Origin of the sequence: Thermoanaerobacter uzonensis DSM 18761 (genome assembly GCF_900129115.1) — a bacterium.
GTDB classification, from domain to species: domain Bacteria; phylum Bacillota; class Thermoanaerobacteria; order Thermoanaerobacterales; family Thermoanaerobacteraceae; genus Thermoanaerobacter; species Thermoanaerobacter uzonensis.
Window position 1 is genome coordinate 18,338 of record NZ_FQUR01000009.1, and the last position, 22,253, is coordinate 40,590.

A 22,253-nucleotide genomic window follows, 5' to 3' on the forward strand; every position below is an offset into this window, starting at 1 on the left:
AATTAGACCCCCTCACCTTTTACAAGTATTTTATTCCATTTGTTCCCATGCAACCTTATAAAATACAAGATTCCCCGTACACCCCAATCAGCATATCTGCCCATCCAAACGCCAATTAATCCCAATTTTAATACTATTCCAAATATATATGCAAGTCCTATTCTAAACAGCCACATAGTTATAGTAGAAATGACCATTGTGTATTTAGAATCTCCTGATCCTTTAAGTCCTGCTGGAAATATAAAAGAAGGTGGCCATAAAAGTATGCATACAGAGTTCAATTTTATAAGGTCACTTGCTATTTTTATAACTGTTTCATCTGACGTATAAAAAGAAGCAATATTATGAGCAAAAGGATAGGAAATAGCTCCTAAAATTCCTAAAATAACAGCAGCAACTTTCGTCGTATACATAATATATTTCTTAGCCTCGCCTATTTCTTGCCTCCCCATATGCTGACCAACTAAAATAGTAGCTGCAGCACTTAGTGCATTACCAGGAATATTAAAAATCGACAATATAGAATTAAAAATCGAATCCGCTGCAATAGATGCTGTTCCAAGTCCAACTACCAGTATCTGTACTATCAATTTCCCACTAGTAAACAGCAATGATTCTATACTTGCCGGAATTCCTACTGTGAAAACTGCATTTAGTATTTTCCAATCCGGGTTATATTTAATTATTCGATTTAAAAATACTTTATGTTTAGGATTTGTAAGTTCAATTAAAATTGCCAATACTCCAATTATTCGCGATAAAGTTATGCCTAAAGCTGCTCCTTTAATCCCCATACTGTCTAAACCAACTGTTTTTACCCCATACATAAATATGTAGCTAAAAATTACATTGCTTATATTAATGATAATGTTAATTTTCATTGGCGTTTTAGTATCGCCACTTCCTCGTAAAGCTCCTAATGCAATTAACTGGATGGCAATTAATGGGTAATTCAAAATTGTTATCTGCAAATAAATCATTAAATTATTTAATACCTTGCTTTCCGCTGATTTGTATAATAGTGCAATTATCTGATAGCGAAATAGCCAAACTAAAATAGTAACTAAAACTGAAACAAGAATGCCAAAATACAGTATTTGTTTTAAAACTCTATTTGCACTTTTTCTATTGTTTTGACCTATATATTGTGCTATTACAACTGTCCCTCCGATTGCTAATCCTGAAAAAATATTTACTAATATGTTGTTTAAAGAATCAGCCATTCCTATAGCTGAAATTACTTGTTTACTCAAGCGGCTAGCCATAATGGCATTAATTACGCTTGCTAATATTATAAAAGTTTGTTCAACAACTACAGGTATAGTCAATACTGAGACTTCTTTTTTTAAAAGCATTTTTCTTCATCCTATTTTAACTAGTATTATATAAATTTTAATTTTCATAGTTATCAGAATAAATTTCTATCTAACAAGCCACCCTCCATCTACAGCTAAAATATGGCCATTAACATAATCTGAAGCGCGACTTGCAAGAAAAATCACTGCCCCCATTAAGTCAAAAGGTTCACCCCATCGTCCGGCTGGTATTCTTGATAATATTTCTTCATAGCGCATTTTATCTTCCCTAATAGGAGCTGTATTTTTTGTTATCATATATCCTGGAGCAATTGCATTAACCTGTATATTATATTGTGCTAATTCGTTTGCAAATGCTTTTGTAAGGCCTGCAACTCCATGTTTACTTGCAGTATATGCTGGAACAAATTTACCACCCTGAAATGAAAGCATTGATGCAATATTTATAATCTTCCCTCCACCTTGTTTTACCATAATTTTAGCTACTTCTTGACTTAAATAATATACAGCAGTTAAATTCACAGCTATTACGTCTTCCCAATCTTTTTCTTGGTACTCCAATAAAGAGGCCCTTCTTATAGTACCAGCATTATTTACTAATATGTCTATACGATTATATATTCTAAGGCATTCATTTACAATTGCTTTAATCTGATTTTTGTCTGTTAATTCAGCTTTAAAGAACGTAACTCGCCTGCCTTCTGTTTTAACTAAATCTTCTGTCTCTTCCCAATTTTCATTGTGTGTCACTACAAACAAATCAGCACCTGCTTTTGCAAGAGCCACAGTAAAAGCTTGACCTAATCCTGTATTTCCACCTGTCACTATTGCAACTTTTCCTTTTAAAGAGAAAAAATCCATAGAAAAATCAGTAAGCGAAAATCCCATTCTGCCTTATCCTCCTTTTGCTTTTATTGAATTTTTAAAACGATAAAAGTATCTTGCTAATCTTTTTAATTCTTTTCTAATTACCATCCTAGTAAATATTCTTTTGTATTTTCAAACATTTCATTAAATAACTTTTTAGCGTCACTATAGCTTAATTTTCTTAGAAATGGATCATTTAAAAATGCTTGGAAAGCTAAATCTTTGTCTTTTTTTATCGCAGCTTCAAAAATCATTTTTTGATTTAAAACGTGCGGCGCTAGCAACATATTTACAGCCTCAGGTAATTCCCCCGAAACGATAGGTTGTACTCTGTCTTTGGTAAAAAGTGCATTTGTCTCTACAACTGTACCATAATCAATTCCTTCCATTTGACCAATATTAGGAAGATTCACATTTGTGATTAAATCGCCTAAACCTAAAAGAGCCTTTATTTGTTTTACTCCTTCTTCACCAGATGGTTCTATTTCAAATTTTTCCTCTCCATTTGCTATCCTTTTGCTTTTTTCTATTAGCTCTTCTCTATTTTTTATTCTCCATGACACAGGCGTTAAATGAAATTTCCATCTTGCTACCGTTTCTGGATTTTCTAAATACCCTAAAAATGGTACAAACTCTGCTAAGTGTCTATCTCCTGCAGCAGCAATTATTCCATATTTCTTAAATAAATCAAATTTCACTTTATTGGCCGAATTAAAATAGCTTTCTTTCCAATCTCCTCTATCTTCATATCCTGATTCAAAATACTTTTCTACAAATTTCTTATAAACTGGAATTAAGTCTATGTTTTTATAACTAGCTTTGTCTATCCAGGTAAAATGGTTAATGCCAAGCACATTCGTTCTTATATCTTCTCTTGAACATTCAATGCCTTCTATCTCCTTGACAGCTTTTGCAATCAAATTTTGTGTAGAAAATACTTCATGACAACATCCAAAAGCTTTTATTTTAGGAAAAGTTTCATATAATGTTTTTACACACAATGCCATTGGATTAGTATAATTGATTACCCATGCTTCAGGGCAATATTCCTTTATTTTATTCGCAAATTCCACATACAAAGGAATAGTCCTCAGTGCTCTAAAAAGACCTCCAGGTCCAGTCGTATCACCAACTGATTGATATATTCCAAATTTCTCTGGAGTATGAACATCTGACATCATTTCATTAAAAGTACCCGGCAATATTGATATAATAACAAAATCCGCACCTCTTAATGTTTCTTCAATATTATTTACACATTTGTAAAGCCACTGACTTTTTAAATTATTTCCAATAATTTCATTTGTTTTAGCAGCTTCATAATCTATATCATATAAATATACCGTTCCTGAAATTGATTGCTCAAGCGCAAGATCTGACATAAGCCGCCATGCCCAGCCTCTTGAACCTCCTCCAATATAAGCAATTTTCATATCCTCAGCCTTATCTCCAATATATTTCACTTAGAAACACCTCTCCTATTTCAAATTTCTCACATCTATCAAATCCATATCCTCAAAGTCTTGATTTTCGCCCGCCATACTCCATATAAATGCATAATTTTTTGTACCAACTCCTGCATGTATAGACCAACTCGGTGATATTACAGCCTGTTCATTCGCCACTACAATATGCCTTGTTTCTTGAGGTTCACCCATAAAATGAAATACTCTCGTATCATCATCCATATCAAAGTAAAAATATACTTCCATTCGTCTATCATGGGTATGACAAGGCATAGTATTCCATACTGAACCTTCTTTCAGTATTGTCATTCCCATCAACAATTGACAACTTTTGCAAACAGCAGGATGTACATATTGATATATTGTTCTTTCGTTTGAAGTTTGCAGACTGCCTAATTCTACAGGATTTGCCTTGCTAATTTCTATTTTAACTGTAGGGTAAGAAGTATGAGCAGGAGTACTACTTACATAAAATTTTGCAGGCCTCTCTTGATCTATCGATTTAAACTGGATATCTTTTGCTCCCATCCCTATATATAATCCATCCTTGCTTTTAAGATAATAGTCAGTTCCATCTATTGTAACAATTCCATCAGCTCCTATATTTATTACTCCCATTTCTCTTCTTTCTAAAAAATATTCCGATTTTAGCTCATTTAACATATTGTTTAGTTCAATGTTTTTATTTACAGGCATAATTCCTCCAAAAATAATCCTATCTACATGGCTATAAATTAGATTTGCCTCATTTTTCACAAATATCTTCTCTACCAAGAAATGTTTTCTAAGTATTTCAGTAGTATAATGTTTATAATCATCAGGATGAACCGCATATTTAACTTCCATCATTCACACCCCTTTTATAATATTTCTTCCTCATCAATATTTAATTTAATAAATGGTTCTGTTTCAGCCTTTTCTACCTTAACGTTTTTTAGCTTTAGATATTTTACATTATTGAAATAAAAGCCATTTTTGCACATTGGCTCCACAAAACTTAACATTTCAGGATAGTCAGCTTTTGCATTTTCATCAAAATGCACATATATATTTTCCATTATTACTTTTTCTATTTTTCTCTCCGGTAAACCATACATAAATCCTGCTGCCACTTGAGTATTGGTACAACCAATATCCTTAAAGTAAATATTTCCTATGTATGGCGTTCTTTCATCAATAGGTAACTTTTCTTTACTCCAAACATATTCAGTTTTTCCATCAGAATCGCAGAAATAAAAGCTATTAATAGTAAAAGGAGTTTTTACCCTATTCATTCGTATTTTATCAGCATGAATTTCATCTATAAATCCTCCCCTGCCTCTACGCGTTTTTATTCTAATTCCTCTATCTGTGTTGTTAAAAATACATTTTTCCACATACACCTTTTTTACACCGCCAGACATTTCACTACCTATCACAACACCACCATGGCCATATTCCATATAACAATTTCTCACAAATACCTCTTCTGTAGACCTGCCTAAATCTTGTGCCATGTTAAACTTTCCTGCTTTTATAGCTATGCAATCGTCACCCACCGAAAATTTACATCCTAATATGAGAACATTTTTGCAGGCTTCGGGATTTAAGCCATCTGTATTAGGTGAATCTTTCGGATTTTCAATTGTCAAATTTATGAATTTTAAGTTTTCACTTTGAAAAGGATGTATCGTCCATGCAGGCGAGTTTTTTATTGTAATTCCTTCGACCAAAATATTTCTACAATTATTTAAAAAGATTGTCCTTGGACGCCATGCACCTCTTTTTACTTTTGGATCTTTCCACCAAGTTTCAAAATCAGCATTCCCATCAATTGTACCTTCGCCAATAATATTTACATTTTCAACATTTATACCAGTTATTAAACTGGCATAACACTCTGCTGCATCTCCTTCCCATGTACCTAAATAAAACTTATTTTTAGAATCTGAAGATTTGAGTACAGCAGGTAGTATAGGATATAATGCTCTATCTTTAACCCCAAGTAAAACGGCTCCTCTTGATAATTCTAAAGTAATATTACTTTTTAAAAACAACGGTCCTGTTAGGTATATCCCTTCTGGTATAAAAACTCTTCCACCCTCTGGACATGCATAAATTGCAGACTGAATAGCCGAAGTATCAAGGCTTATCCCATCACCTTTCGCTCCAAAGTTTTTTGCATTAGCAACAAACGTCTCTTTCATAGTTTTTATTTCTATTTTTTCACTTTTTTCTCCTGTAACAGCATCTTCAAGAAAAAGCTCATATTTAGTATCAGGTAGTAGATCTTTGATTGTAACTACATTTGTGTGTGCTTCCATAATTTTTCTTCCATTTACATATACATAAATTTTATTGGGGGCGTAAAAGTACCCATCGCTCTCTATTTCTATAGTAATTGTTCTTGACGTAACTGAAACAATTTCAAATTTCAAAGCGTTTCACCTTCCTTGTTGTAACTATTTTATGATGTTTATCCTTTTAATCCTGTTGTTGCTATACCTTCGACAAAATACTTTTGTGCTGCAAAAAATACTATAATTGACGGTAATAACGCAATTAAAGACATTGCAATAATCTGATTCCATGCAAAATTACCTTCAGTAGTATCAATTGCCATCTTTAATGCAATGGATACCGGATATTTTTCAACGCTAGAAATATAAATTAATGGCCCCATAAAATCATTCATACTCCACATGAATTGAAATAAAGCAACAGTAATAATTGCAGGTTTCAATGTTGGAACTAAAATTTTCGTCAGTACTTCAAAAGAATTGCATCCATCAATTATTGCTGCTTCGTCTAATTCTCTAGGTATAGTTCTAAAAAACTGAATTAGCATGAAAACAAAAAAAGCTTGATTCGCAAAAATCATTGGAGCATAAAGTGGTACGAATGTATCTAATAAATGAAGTTGCTTCCATAGTAAATATAATGGTATTCTTGTAACTACTTCTGGTAAAAATAAAGTCGCAATCAAAATACCAAATAATGGTTTCTTGAAAGGAAAATCAAAACGTGCAAACCCATATGCAGTAATAACGGAAGAAAAAACTGTAAAAACTACTCTTGGTATAACGTATTTAAAAGTGTTGGCAAAATAGGTGGCAAAAGTATATTGTGTTCCTGTAATCCAACCTTTTATATAAGGTGTAAAATCTATTCTAGGTGGTATAAAACTAATTGAAGTAAAAATTTCAGAATTTGTTTTAAATGATGCTCCTATTAACCATAAAATAGGATAAAGCATTATAAAAGCACCTATGCTTAAAATAGTATACCGAACAGCCGAATTTATTGTCCTTTTTATTTCTCTTTTGCGATAATCGCTATTTTGACGTAAATTAAAATTTTTATTTCTATTTTCAATAAGATTAACCATTATTTAACTTCCCCCTCATCTGAATCTGAATAAAATACCCAATACCTGGAAGATCTAAATACTAGAGCTGTAAAAATCATTATTATTATAAACAAAACCCAAGATAAGGCACTTGCATATCCCATATTAAAATACTTAAATGCATTATCGTATATCAACAGAGGAAATAAATAAGTTTTATATAAAGGTCCCCCTCCTGTTATCAAATATGGACCATTAAATTCCTGAAATGCTTGAATTATTTGCATAACGAGATTAAAGAAAATGATAGGCGTTAGTAATGGTATAGTAATTTTAAAAAAACTTCTAATTGGTGTTGCACCATCTACAGCAGCAGCCTCATATAACTCCTGTGGTATATCTTTTAAACCTGCTAAAAATATAACCATAGCTGATCCAAATTCCCATATTCTCAAAGCACTAATCGTAAAAAGCGCAGGATATTCTGATGAAAACCATGGTACAGGGTTAATGCCAAATATACCTAAAAATTGATTAATTAATCCATTGTTTGCAAATAAAAATCTCCACAAAACTGCGACCGCTACGTTACCTCCTAAAATAGATGGAACATAATAAGCAGTTCTATAAAAATTAACTCCTTTGAGTTTAAAGTTTAAAATCATTGCTATAATTAAAGCAAATATTAATTTTAATGGAACCGTAAGCATTACGTATTTAAAGCTTGCAAACAATGAAGTCCAGAAAAGTGGGTCATTAAACATTTTGATATAATTAGATAACCCAATAAATTTAGGTTGATATATTATTTTATAATCAGTAAAACTCAAAACAAAAGATGCAATAAAAGGATATATTGTAAAAATAATTAATCCTATTAGCCACGGCATTATATATAACAAGCCAGTATATTTTTTCTTCATTATTTTTATCCTCCTAACTGCCACGATTATAAACTGCTGCAAAAATGACTTTTTATATTATTAGATTGCACGAATGATTTCATTCGTGCAATCTAATTAACAGTTGTTACTTAGTAATTTCGCTTAAAACTTTCTGAACATTATCATACATATATTTTGCTGCTTCATCTACGTTAAGTTTACCATAAGAAATTTGATCAATAGTTTGCCTATACACATCTTGAAGTTTCGGATCCTCTAAATACGGGCTTATAGGCACAGAAGGATGATCTAACAAAAACTTAAGTCCATCATATTCGAGTCCGGAAATTAGTCCTTCTTTTTGTAACGTATCCACTGCTGACTTGCTTACGGGAATTCCTCTATTTAGCCCCATTGCTTTTACACCTTCTGGGTCATTTAATATAAAATTCAGGAAAGTAGCTGCTTCTTTTGGATATTTACAATCTTTATTGATTGCAAAAAGCATTGAAGGTTTTAATATCGCTCCTGATGTTTTTGAATCACTATCCATTGGAATACCACCCAATGCTAATTCCATATTTTTTTCTTTTAATGGAGTTGCGTCCTTTTTAACTGCACTCGTCCACTGGAACAAACCTGCAAATTTGCCATCAATAAAGCTTGGGAGTTGTTCTATTGGAGCATTTCCGTTTCCACCTTCATTAGCAATTGTAGCAATTGTTGGAGTAACTTTATTATCTAAAAGTTTCTTATAAAAATCTAAAGCTATTTTGATATCATTTTCATCAAAAGCCAATTTACCATTACTATCAATAAAAGGTTTACCTGTTTTTTGAATAGCATAAGTCATTGATAAAAGCCATGCATCGTAATCTCCAAGAATCATTGGATAATATCCTTTATCAAACTTTTTAGCGATATTTATAAGATCATCCCAGGTAGCAGGAAAAGTTGAAATTCCAAATTTATCATAAATTGTCTTATTGTAATAAATTACTCTTCCTGTTAAAGCCACAGGTATGCCATTTAATTTGCCATTTACAGTACCTAAATCCAAAATATTTTTTGTATAATTTTCTTCTAAACCTAATTCCTTAGATAGCTTATTTAAATCGTAAAAACCATTTCCATCTTTCGAAAATATAGGTATCCAATTCCAATTTATTTGCATTATATCTGCGGCAGTTCCCCCAGCTATTTGTGTAGTCTGTTTATCTAAATAACCATCCCATCCTGCATATTCCGCCTTAATTGTTATATTAGGATATTTTTCTTCAAAAAGTTTTATTGCATTAAGTGTTGCTTGGTGCCTTGTATCATCACCCCACCATGAAAATCTTAAAGTAACCTGTTTCTGAGTTTGTTGAGACTGTGTGCCAGTGTTACTTTGTTGTTTTGAAGTTCCACAACCTGTTAAAACAATAGTTAGAAAAAAAATTAAAGAAACCATTAATGTAATTATTTTTTTCATAATTCTTCCCCCAATCATTATTTTTCATCTCATTTAATTTTTTAGAATTTATAAAATTCATTTTTAATACTTCTCTCTCCCACCTCCCAATATGATTATCAGTGCGAGATTATTACATTTTGATTAATTTTAATAAATTATAATTTATGCTGAATAAAATTGTGAGTTTTTTAATATTTCACTATAAACCATCATAAAAGGTCCTACTCCTTTCGGATCATTAAAAACTACTTCTTCTGAAATATAGTATTCATAACTTCCGTCTCTATAAGGCAAATTACCTAATCCTGCTACTTTACAAATGCCACCCAATTTATATTCTCCATCTTTATACGATAAGTACTTATCAATAGTACCATTAAATGCCTTTAAGCCGTAATTTTCATACTTTTGGGGAAGTAACCTTAATCTACATCCCTTAAGTATGCTATATGCAGACATAAGTGTAGCAGATGTTTCTAAATAATTTCCTTTAGATTTTGTTTTATCAACAACTTGATACCACATACCACTATCTGGATCCTGATATTGTAAAATACCTTCTATTGCTTCTTTAAAAATACCTTGTAAATCTTTACATTCTTCCGTTAAATTTTTGTAGTCTCCTATTACTTTTTCATCCAATTCCTCTAATACATCAACAAGTGCCATCACAAGCCATCCCATAGCTCTACCCCAAAAATTTGGTGATAATCCTGTTTCTTTGTCTGCCCAAGCTTCCTTTCTACTTTCATCATAACCATGATAATAGAGCCCTTTTTCTTTATTGAACATATGATTTCGAACATTAACAAATTGAAAACAAATATCTTTTAAATCATTTTTATTACCAAATTTTTTTATATATTTAATGTAAAACGGCATTACCATATACAATCCATCTAGCCAAACTTGATTTGGATAAATTCTTTTATGCCAAAAATTCCCTTGGCCTGTTCGTGGCTGAGTTAGTATTTGTTGATATAGATGTTCTATAGCTTTTTTAAAACGTTCATCTTGTGTAAGTTCATATAAATCAAAAAGAACTTTACCCGAATTTATATCGTCTAAACTATAATCTTGCATATTATAGCCTCTTATATTGCCTTCTTCATCAATATATTTATACATGTAATTTAGTACAAAATTTTTATATAATTCTTTTTTTTTGGTTTTATATAAATCCCAAGATCCCTTTACTACACACCCATCTTCATAATTCCATTTTTCTTTATAAGGTCTATAATTTAAGATGTAATCATCAATAAATTTTTCGATAAGTTGCTTTTTTGGTATCACTACTTACACCTCACAGTATCTACTCAATGAAAGATAGTTCTCATCGTTCAATCTTATCCTTTTTGCCCATAAATTCCATTACTTGTTCCCAATAAGGATATCCTTCTACGTCACCTTTTACTAGCATAGCCATAGCACCAATAGCATTTGCAATCTCACCACATTCTTTAAGTGGTAATCCCCTCAATATTCCCGCAAGTAGCCCAGCATCAAATCCATCTCCTGCTCCTACTGTATCTTCTATTTTCTCTATCTTATATCCAGCTACATAAGCTTCTTCATTTTTGCTCTTTAAATAGCAGCCCTCTTTTCCTAATTTTATTGCCACCAAGTTTACTCCCCGTGATAGAAAATAATCCGCTATTCTATGGTGATCATCTTGGCCAATCAAAAGTTTTGCCTCATTTAAACCTGGTAATACTATATCGGCATTTTCAGCTACATCTAGCAAAATTTTCCTTGCTTTTTCAATGTTCCAAAGTTTTAGTCTAAGATTAGGATCAAAGGAAATCATTACTTTATTGCGTTTTGCTATCTCAACAGCTTTAAACACTGCTTCTGTCGCAGACTCAGAGATTGCCGGTGTTATTCCCGTAATGTGAAGTATCTTTGCGTTTTTTATATAATTTTCATCAATATCATCAACACATATTTTGCTTGCAGCGGATCCTTTTCTATAATAATAAACGTTAGGATCAAAGTTATAATACCACTCTTTAAATAAAATACCAGTATAACTTTCTTTATCTATTATCACTCTTGATACATCAACTCCCTCGGCTCTCACAGAATTCAGTATAAATCTGCCAAACTCGTCATCGCCTAGCCTAGAAAACCAGCCTGTTGAATGTCCTAATCTTGCAAGAGCTATTGCAAGATTCATCTCCGCGCCGCCAATAGATTTTGAAAATGTATGCACATGTCTCAAAGGACCTCTTGTATGGGGTGTAAAAACTACCATAGATTCTCCAAACGTTACTATATCCATTTTATTTTTCACTCCAACTGTATTTTAAAAACCTATATACTCTTTCGCATTATTAAATGAAATATCCTGAACTATCCTACCCAGTAGCCCTATATCATTCGGAGCTTCTCCATTTTCTACCCATTCACCAAGCAAATTGCAAAGAATTCGTCTGAAATATTCATGCCTTGCGTAGGATAAAAAGCTTCTTGAGTCTGTCACCATTCCCACAAAACGGCTCAATAAACCTGTGTTTGCAAGAGCCTTCATTTGCTCCATCATGCCATCCTTGTTGTCATTAAACCACCATGCAGTGCCAAATTGCATTTTTCCTATTATTCCTCCACCTTGGAAATTGCCAATCATTGTTGCTATTACATAATTAGCTGCTGGATTTAAGGTGTATAAAATAGTTTTAGGCAAAGCATCTTCTACATCAAGTGAGTCTAATAGTTTTGCTAAAGGATATGCAATTGTAAAATCGCTTATTGAGTCATACCCTGTGTCTGGTCCAAGTATTTTATACATTTTTGTATTGTTGTTCCTCATTGCTCCAATGTGCAACTGCATCACCCATTTTAATTCAGCATATTTTTTGCCTAAAAATATTAATGTGTAAGTTTTGAAACTATCTATTTCTTCTTTTGTCAAGTGCTCTCTCAATAACGCTTTTTTAAATATTTTTTCTACTTCTTGTTTTGATGTTTTTTCATAAAATACGTAATCTAAAGCATGGTCTGAGATTCTGCATCCTACTGAGTGGAAAAACTTTATTCTTTCCTCAAGAGCTTGTAAAAAGTCATCATAATTATTTATATTTATTCCGGTAACTTTTTCTAATTTTTTTAGCCATGGAATAAAATCTTCTTTTTCAATTCCTAAACCTTTATCTGGTCTAAAAGCAGGTAAGACTTTTACATCAAATTCTTTTTCTTCTTTTAGTTTAATATGATATTCTAATGAGTCCGTTGGGTCATCTGTTGTTATTATGACTTTGACATTTGACTTTTTTATTATGTTTCTTACGTTAAAGTCATCATGATTTATAACTTCATTCGCTCTTTCCCAAATAGATTTTGCTGTTTCTTCATTTAAAAGGTCATATATTCCAAAATATCTTTGTAATTCTAGATGAGTCCAATGGTAAACTGGATTCCCTATTGCCATAGGAATAGTTTTGGCATATGCCATAAATTTATCGTAATCATCAGCATTTCCTGTAATATATTTTTCCTCTATTCCATTAGCTCTCATAAGTCTCCATTTGTAGTGGTCACCATATAGCCATATTTCGGTAATGTTTTTAAATCTCTTATTTTCGTATATTTCTTTTGGACTTAAATGGCAATGGAAATCGTAAATTGGCATGTTTTTGGCATATTCATGGTACAATCTCACTGCTGTTTCATTTGTAAGTAAAAAATTTTCATCCATAAAATTTTTCATTTTCATCATCCCTTACATCCTAGATATTTCTCCAATACCCTTCTCACTGCACCTGGTCCTTCTATAAACTCTTTGAAATAGCTTTCTATCCTTTCTCCCAATCCTACTTCATAAAGGTCAACGCCAAAAATGTTTACATTTGAAAGAATAGGTTTTAAATTATCCTGCACGGAGTTTACATCTCCTAACTTTATATTTGAAATGTGTGACCTTAAATCTTCAAGTAACGGGTCTGGGCTTAATGTCATTGGATTGCCTTCATCATCCAAAGCCATCAAATATCTTAACCATCCTACTATTACAAGTGGAATGTATTTAAGGTCTGTAACCTTTAAATCTGGTCTTTCTCTGTAGGACTTTATTGTCTCTCCAAATCTTATTGCCATTTTCTGTGATGTATCTGTTGCAATCCTTTGCGGTGTATCTGGCATATATGGATTAGGAAATCTTACTTCAATTACTTCTCTTAAGAATTCTTTTGGATCTAACACGCCAGGATGAACTACAACTGGAAGTCCTTCATCGTATCCTATTTTTTCAACTAGTTTTTTCAAACAGGGATCTTTCATTTCATCAGCTATTGTGTTATAATTTAACAAACAACCAAAAATCGCTAATGTAGTATGCAGTGGATTTAAACAAGTTGTTACTTTCATTCTTTCTACTTTTTCTACTGTTTCTTTATCTGTAAAAATTACACCTGCCTCTTCTAATGGAGGCCGTCCATTAGGGAATTTGTCTTCTATTACTAAGTAGTGTATTTTTTCTGCATTGACAAAGGGTGCTATTATAGTATTTTTGCTTGTCTTGATTATATCCATTCTCTCTAAGCCGAGGTCTTCTAATTTTTTCTTCACCTCTTCAGAGGGCCTCGGCACTATTTTATCTATCATGCTGAGTGGAAAGGATACTTTTGTAGAATCAGTTAGATAATCCAAAAATCTTGTTTCAACAAAACCTTTTCTTTGCCATTCTTCTGCTATGGTTTTTATTGAATTGAAAAGTTTCTCTCCATTTCCAGAGAAATTATCTAAACTCAAAAGCGCAACAGGATATTTCCCTTTTTTATATCGTTGGTAAAGCAAAGAAGTTACTTTTGAAATAATGTGTTTGGGTTTGTCTAACCCATTTTCTATATCTTCTTTAACATCTTTGATATACTCACCTGAAAAATCTTTTAAATTATAGGCCTTTTCAGTTATTGTGAAACTTGCTATCTGTAAATACGGATTAGAGAATACGTCCTTTAATCTTTTCCAATCACTGTGAGTTAGATCAGCCATTATTTTGTCACTTATACTACCTATAACTTCTATCTCAAGAGTGCCATCTAAATTCATAACTACTAACATACTTAGATTGTCATATGGAACATATATTTTTTCAATTATTTCGTAATCATATGATTCTACAGCAATTATTCCAGTTTTTGATAATCCTTTGTCTAAAAGATTTTGCTGAAGAAGTGAAATGAAGCCTCTAAAAATGTTCCCTGCCCCAAAATGTAACCATGTAGGATTTTCTTTAGTCTTCTCTGCTACTTTTTCTACATCATAGTTTGGGAGTTTTATACCTGCTTGACGCCATTTATCAATGTTTCTTATACTCTCCCTAGTTAAAAGCATATCCTTTCTTCCTTTCTGTGAATTGTCTTGTAACATCACAACAATTTATTCACATATTTTGTGGATTATCTTGTGTTTATTATATATATTCTACACGAATCCAAAAAATCCTCCTTGATTTTTAAATTTTTTTATTGAATTTTTATTGAAAGAAAATGGGAGGGCAAAAAACTCCCATTAATTCAACATCAACTAAATGTCAATTTTTTAGTTTGCCTCCCATTCAGTGTGGAAAATTCCCTCTTTGTCTATTCTTCTATATGTGTGAGCACCGAAGAAATCTCTTTGAGCTTGGATTAAATTAGCAGGTAAGTTTTTTTCTATCATGCTCAAGAAATAATCCAGTGAAGAATTAAGTACAAGCGTTGGAAGGTAAAAATCTTTTGCTAAATTAGTGATATATTTTATTGAATCAATTTTATTCATTAGGAAAGATAACGCCTTTTCACTATTAAGAAGATTTACATTTTCTTTATTTTCTTTAATAATGTCTCTTAAGAAATCTAAAATCTTTGCTCTTATGATGCAGCCACCTTTCCAAATACGCAATACTTCTGAAAGGTCAATATTATACTCAAAAACCTTTGAAGCTTCAGATATAACCCATAATCCCTGAGAAAAAGATGTAAAAACACTAAAAAGTAATGCATTTTCTAAATCCTTTATTATTTTTTCTTTATCTATATCAATTTCAGGATATATTTTTGTAACTCTTTTAGCTAATTGTACTCTTTCCTCTTTAAAGAAAGATAAACTCCTTGCCTCTACTGCAAGGTTTAGTGATGGAGTTGGTATTCCTAAATCCAGTGCAGTCTGAGAAGTCCATTTTCCTGTACCTTTTTGTTCTGCTTCATCCAATATTAAATCCACAAGGTGCTTCCCTGTCTCTTCATCCTTATACCTCATAATCTTATACGAAATTTCCATTAAGAAAGAGTTTAACTCCCCATTATTCCATTTTTCAAATATCTCTCCTATCTCTTCGGGAGAAAGCTTTAAAACCTTTCTAAGTACATCATAAACCTCAGCTATTGCCTGCATTATGGCATATTCTATTCCATTGTGGACCATTTTAACAAAATGTCCTGATGAATCATTCCCTACATATGTACAGCAAGGACCAGATTCTGTTTGAGCAGCGATTTTTAAAAGTACATCTTTGACCATCTCGTAGGCTTCATACGTTCCTCCTGGCATTAATGAAGGACCGTGCAATGCTCCCGATTCTCCTCCCGATACTCCCATTCCCAAATAGAGTATGCCTTTTTCTTCTAGTTTTTTAATTCTCCTTGAAGTATCTTTAAAATAAGAATTTCCTCCATCAATGATTAGGTCTCCCTTGTCAAGATAAGGCAAAAGCTCCTCTATTACATCATCTACGGGTTTTCCTGCTTTAACCATGAGAATGATTTTTCTAGGCCTCTTTAAAGACTCTACAAAAGATTTGGTGTCATAATAAGGCTTAATTTGCTCATCTTTTACTTTGTTTTGCATGAATTCTTGTGTTTTTTCAGGTGTTCTATTAAATACAGATACGCTATAGCCCTTTCTAGCAATGTTTAAAGCCAAATTTTGTCCCATTACTGCTAAGCCGATTAAACCTATTTCATTCATTTACTTTACCTCCTGTTTTTATAATTTGCTGTGAAGTTCAAAAAGTTCTTTGAGATTTTTAGTTAAAACTCTAAAAAATTGAAATTTCTTTTCGTAATACTCTATTTTTTCTTTGGAAGGCACATAACTATTTTCTATTTTTACCATTTCTCTTGTGGCCTCAATCAAAGTTTTGTACCTTCCCATTGCATAATAGCCTAAAAGTGCAGAGCCTACAAGAGCAGGTTCTTCTACATTAGACACCTTAATTGGCAACCCTAAAGTAGAAGCAAAAATCTCCATCCATAGGGGCGATTTTGTGCCTCCTCCTCCCGCTCTAATTTCTTTTATTTTTACATTATTATCCTTTAAAGCCTCATAAAGCATCCTTAGGGAAAATGCAACTCCTTCCATACTGGCTCTTATCATGTGACCTTTATTGTGGGTGTTTTTTAATCCAAAAAACACTCCAGAAGCAATGTTTCCTATTTCTTTGTCTCTTTCTCCGGTTAAATAGGGAATGAAAAAGAGATTTGATGAGTCTCCTTTTGAAGCTTCCGCTGTCAACTCATCATAAGACATATTAAATACATTATCTCTCAACCATTTTAAAACAATTCCTGCATTGTTTATAGCAGCACCAATAAACCATTTCCCTGAAGAAAGGTAATAAGTTTGAAGCTTCATAGACTCTTCTTTATCAAATATAGCTTCAGGATAAGCTACTCTAAACATTCCAGTAGTCCCTATGTTTATTGCACCAACTTCTTCTTCAAAGGCTCCAATTCCTATGCCTACAGCTCCTCCATCGTAAACTCCGGTAAGCACTTTTACATCTCCTGAAAGTCCCAAAAGCCCTTTTGTCTCAACAGGCAAATCAGCTAAAATTTTGTCAGAAGGCACTATTGTGGGAAGTCTATTTTTATCTATACCCAATATATCAAGAACGTAATCATCCCAATCTAAAGTATTTACATTCATATAACCAGTTGCAGAAGATATGCTAGGCTCTGTAAAAGGCTCCCCTAAAAGTTTTAGGAGAATAAAGTCTTTGGAGCTTAAGAAAAACCTAGTTTTGTTAAATATCTCATTTCTCTTTTTCTTAAGCCAGTATATTTTAAATAGAGGAGCATGAAAAGTAGGAGTATAGCCAGTTCTTTTGTAAACTTCTTTTACATCCATTGTCTTTAAAAATTCTTCAAATGTTTCTTTTGCCCTTAAGTCCAAAAGAGTCATCATGCCCATCAGGGGATTTAAATTTTCGTCCACAGGTATTAACCCAAACATGTAGGAAGAAGGCACAATTAAAGAGATTTTATCTTCAAATCCTTTTGCAGCCTCTTTAACTGCTTCTACAAAAGCCGCAAAAAGAACTTCCGGATTATGTTCCGCCTTTCCTTCATTGTCTCTTTCTATAGGCGTTTCTTTTCTATATAAACTTAAAATATTTCCTTTTTCATCCACTATACCTGCTTTTAGATTTGTGGTACCTATGTCAACAGAAAGAATCAATCCTTTCTCCATAACTCCCCCTCCAAAACTTCTTTATTTATGACCCCATCAGGAATTTCTCCTCTCAAGACTTTTTCTACATCGGAAACAACCTTATCCCCCATACCTCTTAAGCATTCGTAAGTGTAGGCAGATGTGTGGGGTGTGATTATAACATTGTCAAAGGCTAATAGGGGGTGATTCTCATCAATGGGCTCACCTTCTACTACGTCCAATCCTACTCCTGCAACTTTTTCTTCTTTCAGTGCTTTTACCAAAGCTTCTGTATCTATAAGTTCACCTCTTGCAGTGTTAACAATAAAAACATTTTTCTTCATCATAGAAAATTCTTTATGAGACAGCATGTGATAATTTTTTTCATTGAGTGAGGCATTTAATGAAATAATGTCAGAAGTTTGTAAAAGTTCTTCTAAAGAAACAGGCTGTGCTCCTCTTTTTTGTATCTCCTCTTCTGAAAGATTAGGGTCATATGCTATAACTTTTGCCCCAAAGCCATATTTTAATATTTCTGCAACTCTACTTCCAATATTCCCAATACCTATTATTCCTGCAACTTTATCTTTTATCTCATACCCCATGAAACTGGCTCTTTCCTGCCATTTGCCTTCTCTAACTTTTAAAGAAGCTTCTCTTACTTTTCTCATTACATCTAAAAGAAGGGCAATTGCATTTTCTGCCACTGCTTCTCTTTCTACAATTCCAGCAACTTTTGTGACAAGAGTACCTTTTTCTGTAGCGCTTTTTATGTCTATAGCATCATATCCTATGCCATGGCGGGTTATTAAAAGAGTCTTGTCTTTGTATTCAAAAAATTCTCTGTCGTAATAAGGCTTTACACTGGCAATGATTATAGAATAGCCCATTAATTTTTCTGCTAAAGCCTTCCCCCTCATGTCATGAGGAAGTTCAAATCTTTCCACTTCCCCCAATGCTTTTAACCTCTCAATATGGTCAGGAAAATGTTTGCCAAAACTGCTAGAGTTGACAATCGCAATTTTTACACTCATTTTTATCTTCCTTTCTTCATATGTTAAATATTTCTTTCAAGTGATTTTTAATGTTTTTACTCACAAACTCGTAATGTTCTTCTTCATACTTATTCAAAACTTCATATATTTCTTTTCTTCTTTCATCGAGTAAAACTCCATAGGAAATGTGGAAAAGCTGTTTAATTTCAGGTTTCGAAAGAATTTGCGAATCCTCTGTTTGGATTGTTTGTGGAAAATCATCTCTATCAATTAAGACTTTGTAAGCCTTTTTACTCTCTTCTAAATTATCTAAAGCAATTTTATAGAGGTCATTAAAAAGGTCTTTATCCTTTTCAAAAATGAGGCTTATCGCTTGAAGCCAGCTTGTGCCAGAAGTTTTAATATGAAAATTTCCTTCAGTAATTTCATTAAATATTTTGTAAATACTAAATTTGTCACTTCCAGAGTGAAGACTTAACTTGTACCCTCCTAATTCTTTAGTAAGAAAATAATGCTTTTTAAGTTCTGATGTAAACTTCTTTATGTCTCCTTTGTAGTCTATCGCCTTTTGAAATTCCCCAGGAAATTTGGGTGCCAAACTCCAAAAGTCTATCCCTTTTCTATGCAAATATTCAACCACAAATATGTGGTCTTCTACTGTAGTATCCTTCTCTCCCTCATCTATTGAAATTTCTAAATCGAAATGCTGCAATCTGTCCTTCAGAATACCATATACTTTTTCTACAAACTTCATAGCTTTTTCATAAGTGAGAGCAGATTTGTACAATTCATCTTCAGAAACTACAAAGTCTTCGTCGGTAGAAATACTGAATTTTTTACCTTTATACCTGTCAATTATTTCCCTACTTTGTGAAGATAAACTTTGGGCCTTTTCTTTTAATTGAGACTCTGGCATATCTGAAATTTTCACTAATAAATCACTTAAATCTAGAGTGTACATTGTGTAGCCTGCATCAATTGCTTCCATCAAATATTTTTCGTCTTTTATGTGGTCGGCATCTGCTCCAAATCCTCCTGCGTATCCTGCTTCTAAAACGCCTAAAATAGCTTTTAGTAATACATCTTTAAAATCTCTATTAGTTTTTACAAGTTCTCTTGGAGATTGTTGAGCTAACACAGGAAAAATATCATAATTTTTTAAAACTTTTATATGAGCTGGTGTCACAAGTCCCAACCTGTCCCCCGTGCCAAATGAGGTTTTTTCTTTGCAAGTCACTGGAGAAATACCAAAATTATCTTTTAATATTAAGTAGTTTTCGTAAGTTAAAGGATAAAGATTGAGATAAAAACCTAGCTCTTCTACATATTTATCTTCAAGAAAATGAGGGGAAGATAATTTAAAATTTCCATTTGTCAAAAATCCTATTTTCTTGTCGCTATCTTTTTTAGCTACAAAAATATAAACATCCTCTTTTAATCTTCTGAAGGAGTCAGGATATAAAAGAAAAGAGTTTTTTAACAAATAATTAGAAAGTTCCTCTTTCATGTTCCATTACCCCTTTTTTATTTTTTTGCAACTACACAACCTCAATCTCTACATAATTTTTTAACTCTTCCACTATTTCATTGTTCTGATCTCCAGAAGTTATTATTTTCTCAATCTCTTCAAAAGTAGCAAAAGATACCATTGCAACTTTTCCAAATTTGCTGCTATCTGCTACAACAATTACTCTGCTGGCGGACTTTATCATGGCTTTTTTCGCTTCCGCTTCAAAAATATCAGAGGTGGTAAGCCCTTTTTCCAATGAAATTCCACCTGTCCCTAAAAATAATATATCGATGTTGTATTTACCTATACAATTTAAGGTTTCAAACCCTACCATTGAATGATTATCATGCTTTAATTTGCCACCAGTAATAAAAAGATTGATGTCAGGATTGTTGGCTAATTCTGTAGCAATGTTTAATGCATTCGTCACCACCGTTATGCCTTTGAAATTTCTGATGGCACGGGCTATGTGATATGTGGTAGAACCGGCATCTAAAAATATGACATTGCCTTCTTGTATTTCTGCCACAGCCCTTGCTGCTATTTTTTGTTTTTCTTCTATATGCTCTTTAAATCTTTTAACAAGGGGAGGTATAATTATATTTTCTTTCAATACTGCTCCTCCATAGTTTCTTTCTACTAGCCCCTGTCTTTCCAACTCTTCCAAGTCTCTTCTTATTGTCTCATCAGAAACATTAAACATCTCACAGAGTTCGGATACTTTAACAGCTTTTTTCTTTAAAATGATTTCTTTAATTTTATCTCTTCTAGTTGAAACAAGCATTTACATCCTCTCCTACACTTATTAGTCATTCTTATTTTTACCATAAAATAAATAAGTCAACAACTTTACTGGATATAATTTAAAATACACATTTTATTTGTGGATTCTATTGCTTTTATTATATTAATTCTACACAAACCCAAAAAATCCTTCTTGGTTTTAAAAATTTTTTCTTGGTTTTTATGGAATTTATGGAATTGGAAAAAGGAACCCATAAAAGGATTCCTTTAAATTATTATTTATTCAATACATCTTTATTTACTAAAGTGCGAGGCACTCTTCCTTCTATTACATCAATTATGTTTTGAGCCACAAGTATTGACATGTCTCTTCGCGCTTCTTCTGTTGCACTTCCTATATGAGGAAGCATTACGACATTGTCAAGCTGTGCTAATTCTTCTTCAAACATGGGCTCTCTTTCGTATACGTCTAATCCTGCTGCATATATGTCTTTGTTTTTTAACGCTTTTACAAGGGCTTTTTCGTCTACAACAGGACCTCTTCCTGTATTTATCAATATGGCAGACTTTTTCATCAATTTTAATTCTTTTTCTCCAATCAAATGTCTTGTTTCAGGAGTTAATGGCACGTGTATGGAAACAAAATCAGATTCTTTTAGCAAAGTATCCAAGTCTACATATTGAGCTCCTGTCTCTTCTTCAAACTCTTTTTTAGGACTTCGTGCAGTGTACAAAATCTTCATGTCGAAGCCCTTTGCCATTTTAGCAAAAGCTTGTCCTATGCGGCCTGCACCTATTATTCCTAATGTCTTGCCTGTTACGCCTTTTCCTAAGAAAAGCATTGGCGCCCAACCTTGGAATTTTCCTGCTCTCATAAATTTATCAGATTCTACCACTCTTCTTGCAGTTGCAAAAAGAAGAGCCCAAGCCAGTTCCGCAGTAGCGTTTGTTAACACATCTGGAGTGTTTGTTATGTACACTCCTCTTATTGTAGCTTCTTCTAAATCTATATTGTCAAATCCTACAGCATAATTTGCAACAACTTTCACATCTTTTGCAGCTTCAAAAAACTCTTTGTCTACTTTGTCTGTAAGCTGTGTGATTACAGCATTTTTGCCCTGTATTTTTTCAAGTAACTCTTCTTTTGTAAGCATTCTGTCGTAAGGACTTACTTCTACCTCGCAATACTTTCTCAAAAGATTAAGTCCTTCTTCAGGAATAGCTCTTGTCACAAAGACTTTAAACATTGGTATCACTCCTCTAATTAAAATATGT

Annotated in this window: 18 protein-coding genes; all 18 read right to left on the reverse strand. The window is 32.7% G+C overall.

What is annotated here, in order from left to right; genetic code table 11:
• Positions 1 to 2 precede the first annotated feature (2 nt).
• The 18 genes from BUB32_RS04760 to gyaR all read right to left on the reverse strand — a co-directional run bounded on the left by BUB32_RS04760 (position 3) and on the right by gyaR (position 22,225).
• Positions 3 to 1,355, reverse strand: coding sequence for an MATE family efflux transporter (locus BUB32_RS04760; protein WP_072967910.1), 1,353 nt, complete (start codon positions 1,353 to 1,355; stop codon positions 3 to 5).
• A 66-nt stretch (positions 1,356 to 1,421) separates the two neighbouring features.
• Positions 1,422 to 2,204 carry a 2-dehydro-3-deoxy-D-gluconate 5-dehydrogenase KduD gene (gene kduD / locus BUB32_RS04765; RefSeq protein WP_006569455.1) on the reverse strand — a complete coding sequence of 261 codons (783 nt, stop codon included), beginning with the start codon at positions 2,202 to 2,204 and terminating at the stop codon, positions 1,422 to 1,424.
• An 80-nt stretch (positions 2,205 to 2,284) separates the two neighbouring features.
• Positions 2,285 to 3,646, reverse strand: a complete 1,362-nt coding sequence (locus BUB32_RS04770; RefSeq protein ID WP_072967912.1) for a family 4 glycosyl hydrolase — start codon at positions 3,644 to 3,646, stop codon at positions 2,285 to 2,287.
• A 15-nt stretch (positions 3,647 to 3,661) separates the two neighbouring features.
• On the reverse strand, positions 3,662 to 4,495 hold the full coding sequence (gene kduI, locus BUB32_RS04775) for a 5-dehydro-4-deoxy-D-glucuronate isomerase (protein ID WP_039929109.1): 834 nt from the start codon (positions 4,493 to 4,495) through the stop codon (positions 3,662 to 3,664).
• A 14-nt stretch (positions 4,496 to 4,509) separates the two neighbouring features.
• A complete protein-coding gene (locus BUB32_RS04780) occupies positions 4,510 to 6,066 on the reverse strand; it encodes a glycoside hydrolase family 28 protein (RefSeq protein ID WP_072967914.1) in 1,557 nt (518 codons plus the stop codon).
• Positions 6,067 to 6,104: 38 nt separating this feature from the next.
• Positions 6,105 to 7,016, reverse strand: a complete 912-nt coding sequence (locus BUB32_RS04785) for a carbohydrate ABC transporter permease (protein ID WP_006569459.1) — start codon at positions 7,014 to 7,016, stop codon at positions 6,105 to 6,107.
• The gene (locus BUB32_RS04790; RefSeq protein ID WP_072967916.1) at positions 7,016 to 7,900 is read right to left on the reverse strand and encodes a carbohydrate ABC transporter permease; all 885 of its coding nucleotides are present in this window, start codon (positions 7,898 to 7,900) and stop codon (positions 7,016 to 7,018) included. Before BUB32_RS04790 ends, BUB32_RS04785 begins: the two co-directional genes overlap by 1 nt.
• A 106-nt stretch (positions 7,901 to 8,006) precedes the next feature.
• Complete coding sequence (locus BUB32_RS04795) at positions 8,007 to 9,335, reverse strand: ABC transporter substrate-binding protein (protein WP_084726981.1); 1,329 nt, start codon at positions 9,333 to 9,335, stop codon at positions 8,007 to 8,009.
• Positions 9,336 to 9,479: 144 nt separating this feature from the next.
• Complete coding sequence (locus tag BUB32_RS04800; protein WP_072967918.1) at positions 9,480 to 10,613, reverse strand: glycoside hydrolase family 88/105 protein; 1,134 nt, start codon at positions 10,611 to 10,613, stop codon at positions 9,480 to 9,482.
• 40 nt (positions 10,614 to 10,653) lie between these two features.
• Entirely contained in the window at positions 10,654 to 11,601 is a 948-nt protein-coding gene (locus BUB32_RS04805; RefSeq protein WP_072967920.1) for a sugar kinase, read from the reverse strand.
• Positions 11,602 to 11,625: 24 nt separating this feature from the next.
• Positions 11,626 to 13,026: a glucuronate isomerase gene (gene uxaC / locus BUB32_RS04810; protein WP_072968221.1), complete on the reverse strand. Its 1,401-nt coding sequence runs from the start codon at positions 13,024 to 13,026 to the stop codon at positions 11,626 to 11,628.
• 5 nt (positions 13,027 to 13,031) lie between these two features.
• A complete protein-coding gene (locus BUB32_RS04815; protein WP_072967922.1) occupies positions 13,032 to 14,651 on the reverse strand; it encodes a mannitol dehydrogenase family protein in 1,620 nt (539 codons plus the stop codon).
• Positions 14,652 to 14,858: 207 nt separating this feature from the next.
• Positions 14,859 to 16,265, reverse strand: coding sequence for an NADP-dependent phosphogluconate dehydrogenase (gene gndA / locus BUB32_RS04820; protein WP_072967923.1), 1,407 nt, complete (start codon positions 16,263 to 16,265; stop codon positions 14,859 to 14,861).
• An 18-nt stretch (positions 16,266 to 16,283) separates the two neighbouring features.
• Positions 16,284 to 17,768 carry a gluconokinase gene (locus BUB32_RS04825; RefSeq protein WP_072967925.1) on the reverse strand — a complete coding sequence of 495 codons (1,485 nt, stop codon included), beginning with the start codon at positions 17,766 to 17,768 and terminating at the stop codon, positions 16,284 to 16,286.
• A complete protein-coding gene (locus BUB32_RS04830; protein WP_072967926.1) occupies positions 17,753 to 18,763 on the reverse strand; it encodes a D-isomer specific 2-hydroxyacid dehydrogenase family protein in 1,011 nt (336 codons plus the stop codon). Before BUB32_RS04830 ends, BUB32_RS04825 begins: the two co-directional genes overlap by 16 nt.
• A gap of 16 nt (positions 18,764 to 18,779) precedes the next feature.
• On the reverse strand, positions 18,780 to 20,231 hold the full coding sequence (locus BUB32_RS04835) for a tagaturonate epimerase family protein (protein WP_072967928.1): 1,452 nt from the start codon (positions 20,229 to 20,231) through the stop codon (positions 18,780 to 18,782).
• A gap of 31 nt (positions 20,232 to 20,262) precedes the next feature.
• Positions 20,263 to 21,018 carry a DeoR/GlpR family DNA-binding transcription regulator gene (locus tag BUB32_RS04840; protein WP_072967930.1) on the reverse strand — a complete coding sequence of 252 codons (756 nt, stop codon included), beginning with the start codon at positions 21,016 to 21,018 and terminating at the stop codon, positions 20,263 to 20,265.
• A 235-nt stretch (positions 21,019 to 21,253) separates the two neighbouring features.
• On the reverse strand, positions 21,254 to 22,225 hold the full coding sequence (gene gyaR / locus BUB32_RS04850; RefSeq protein ID WP_072967932.1) for a glyoxylate reductase: 972 nt from the start codon (positions 22,223 to 22,225) through the stop codon (positions 21,254 to 21,256).
• Between the last annotated feature and the right edge of the window lie 28 nt (positions 22,226 to 22,253).